The organism is Streptomyces lonarensis (assembly GCF_012033735.1).
GTDB lineage: Bacteria > Actinomycetota > Actinomycetes > Streptomycetales > Streptomycetaceae > Streptomyces > Streptomyces lonarensis.
In genome coordinates this window covers 1-2,462 of the sequence record NZ_JAAVJD010000414.1, presented here as the reverse complement: position 1 = coordinate 2,462, position 2,462 = coordinate 1, and the positions used below count along the sequence as shown (strand labels likewise).

2 protein-coding genes are annotated in these 2,462 nt (G+C 72.0%); one reads left to right on the top strand and one right to left on the bottom strand.

The genetic code is table 11. The features are described 5' to 3' along the window. Window positions 1–893 (bottom strand): RDD family protein (locus tag HCN56_RS25150; protein WP_167974895.1); only part of this gene is annotated, 893 nt, incomplete at its 3' end. 149 nt (window positions 894–1,042) lie between these two features. Between HCN56_RS25150 and HCN56_RS25145 the strand changes: the two genes are divergently transcribed. After that, window positions 1,043–2,050 carry a stage II sporulation protein M gene (locus tag HCN56_RS25145; RefSeq protein ID WP_167974893.1) on the top strand — a complete coding sequence of 336 codons (1,008 nt, stop codon included), beginning with the start codon at window positions 1,043–1,045 and terminating at the stop codon, window positions 2,048–2,050. Window positions 2,051–2,462: the final 412 nt, after the last annotated feature.

The window sequence follows — 2,462 nt, the reverse complement described above, 5'->3', positions numbered from 1 at the left end:
GCGGCGGCCGGGCTGCTGGAGTAGTAGCTCTCGTAGCTGCCGCCCTCCCGGGTCATCTCCCGCAGCGCCTCGGGGGCGGTCGGCATCGCGACGGTGCCGGGCGCCGGGGCCGACCAGCGGATGCCGGTGGTCGCCGCCGGGCCCCGGTCCCCGAACGCCCGCTGCGCGTCGCGGCGTTGACGCTCGCCGGCGACGGCCGCCAGATAGGCCGAGGGGTGCATGCCCTCGGGGGGCGGGGTACCCACCAGCGCCGAGAGGTCCTCGGCCAACCGGACCGACATCGACCAGGCCACCCGCTGTTCGAGCTTGGGAAGTCGTACGAGCAGCTGCCGCACCGCCAGCCACAGCTCCTCCGGCACCCGGGAGAGGTCCAGCTCGGCGAAGCGACCGGCGAGCTCGGGCGGGGGCGGCGGCAGCAGGGACGCCCGCGAGACCGGGATGCGCTCCCGCACCACGACGGTCCCCGCGAAGACATCGCCCAGCCGCCGGCCCTGCGGGGACACCAGCGAGGACGCCATCGCCACGAACCCCATCGTCACGAACAGCTCGACGAAGCCGACGAGGCCGCGGACGAACGCGTGTCGGAACCGCACGGGGCCGCCGTCGTCGCGGACCACCCGCAGGCCGAGGGCGAGCTTGCCCAGGGACCGGCCCCGGGTCAGGGTCTCCACCGCCACCGGCACCCCGATGAGCATCAGCACCAGGGTGGCGATCTCCACGGCGGAGAGCACCGCCTCGCCCATGCCCAGCGCCGACCAGGACAGCAGCAGCGACATCAGCACGTAGACGCCGACGACCAGCACCACGTCGATCGCGATCGCCATGGCTCGGCTCGGCAGCCGTGCCGGCCGCAACCCCAGCACCACGGCGTCGCCGGTCACCAGACCACTCATGCGCCTCCGTCCCCATCCGCTCACCGCGCGCCCTCGGGCGGGCCCGGTCGGACCCCGCCGTGGCCCGCTCCGCCACGTCGCCCCAGTCTGCCGTGTCCCGGGGGGCGGTGCCCCTCCACCCCGACACCCTCGTCTGAGAAGGTCGTCCCATGGACCTGGATGTGTTCGTCGCCGCCCATCGTGCCGAGTGGGACCGTCTCGACCAACTGCTCGGCCGGGGCCGCCGGCTCACCGGCGCCGAGGCGGACGAGCTGGTGGCGCTGTACCAGCGCGCCGCCACCCACCTCTCGCAGCTGCAGAGCTCGGCCCCCGACCCGGTGGTCACCAACCGGCTGACCACCCTGGTCGCCCGGGCGCGGAGCGTGGTCATCGGCAGCAGGAAGGCGACCTGGCGGGACGCCGTCCACTTCTTCGCCGCGGGATTCCCGGCCGCCTGCTACCGCACCCGGCACTGGTGGATCTGGACGGGCGTGCTGTTCACGGTCGTCACGGCCGTCATCGCGACCTGGCTCGCGAACAGCCCCGAGGCCGTCGCCACCATCGCCGCCCCCGAGGCGCTGCGGGAGATGACCCGGGAGGGCGGCAGCTACGAGAGCTACTACTCCAGCAGCCCGGCCGCCGCGTTCTCCGCCCAGGTGTGGACCAACAACGCCTGGATCGCGGCCATCTGCCTCGCCTTCGGGGTGCTGCTCGGCATCCCGGTGATCTACGTGCTGGCGATGAACGCCGTCAACGTCGGCCTGGGCATCGGCCTGATGGCCTCCGCCGGCCGGTTGGACGTCTTCCTCGGTCTGCTCATCCCGCACGGCCTGTTGGAGCTGACGGCGGTCTTCGTCGCAGCGGGTGTGGGACTCCGTCTGGGATGGACGGTCATCGACCCCGGCCGCCGCACCCGGACCACGGCGCTGGCCGAGGAGGGGCGTGCCGCGATCGGCATGGCGGTGGGGCTGGCGGTGGTGCTGCTGGTCTCCGGCGTGGTGGAAGGGTTCGTCACCCCCTCCGGCCTCCCCACCTGGGCCCGCATCGCCATCGGCGTCCTCGTCTGGGTGGCGTTCCTGGTCTACGTCTTCGTGCCCGGGCGACGGGCCGCGCTCGCCGGCGAGACCGGTGACCTGGCGCGTGAGGACCGCTCGGACCAGCAGCCCGTCGCTGTCTGAGCGAGGGGGTTGACGCCGGGGCGCCGCACGCGTAGTGTTCTCCGAGCTGCCACGGAGCCCGTCGGCTTCCCAAGCGACGCCAAGCGTCCCAGGTCCGGCAGCACACACTGCCGAAGTGCATGAACCCTGACGGGTCTGTTTTGGCGTCCCTGTGCTCGTATGACACGTCACGGTTCGGCGATGCAGCAGTGCAGAGTTCCTTCCGCTGATTTGAAAGCGGTCGGGGAAATGCTCTAACGTGGTGGACACGCCGGAGGGCGAAAAGCTCGAAAAGCCCCGCCGGCCGGGGGGCAGAAACACGAAAGTGGGTCTGATAGAGTCGGAGACACCGAAGGGGAAACCCGGAGGGAAAGGCCGAAAGGCCGAGAGATTGTCCCCGCCGACCGGGGGTCAGGATCACGGAAGTGAGTCT

Bases quoted from the DNA above. Each gene is read 5' to 3' on its own strand.
- HCN56_RS25145 (WP_167974893.1), top strand. From the start codon at position 1,043: ATGGACCTGGATGTGTTCGTCGCCGCCCATCGTGCCGAGTGGGACCGT.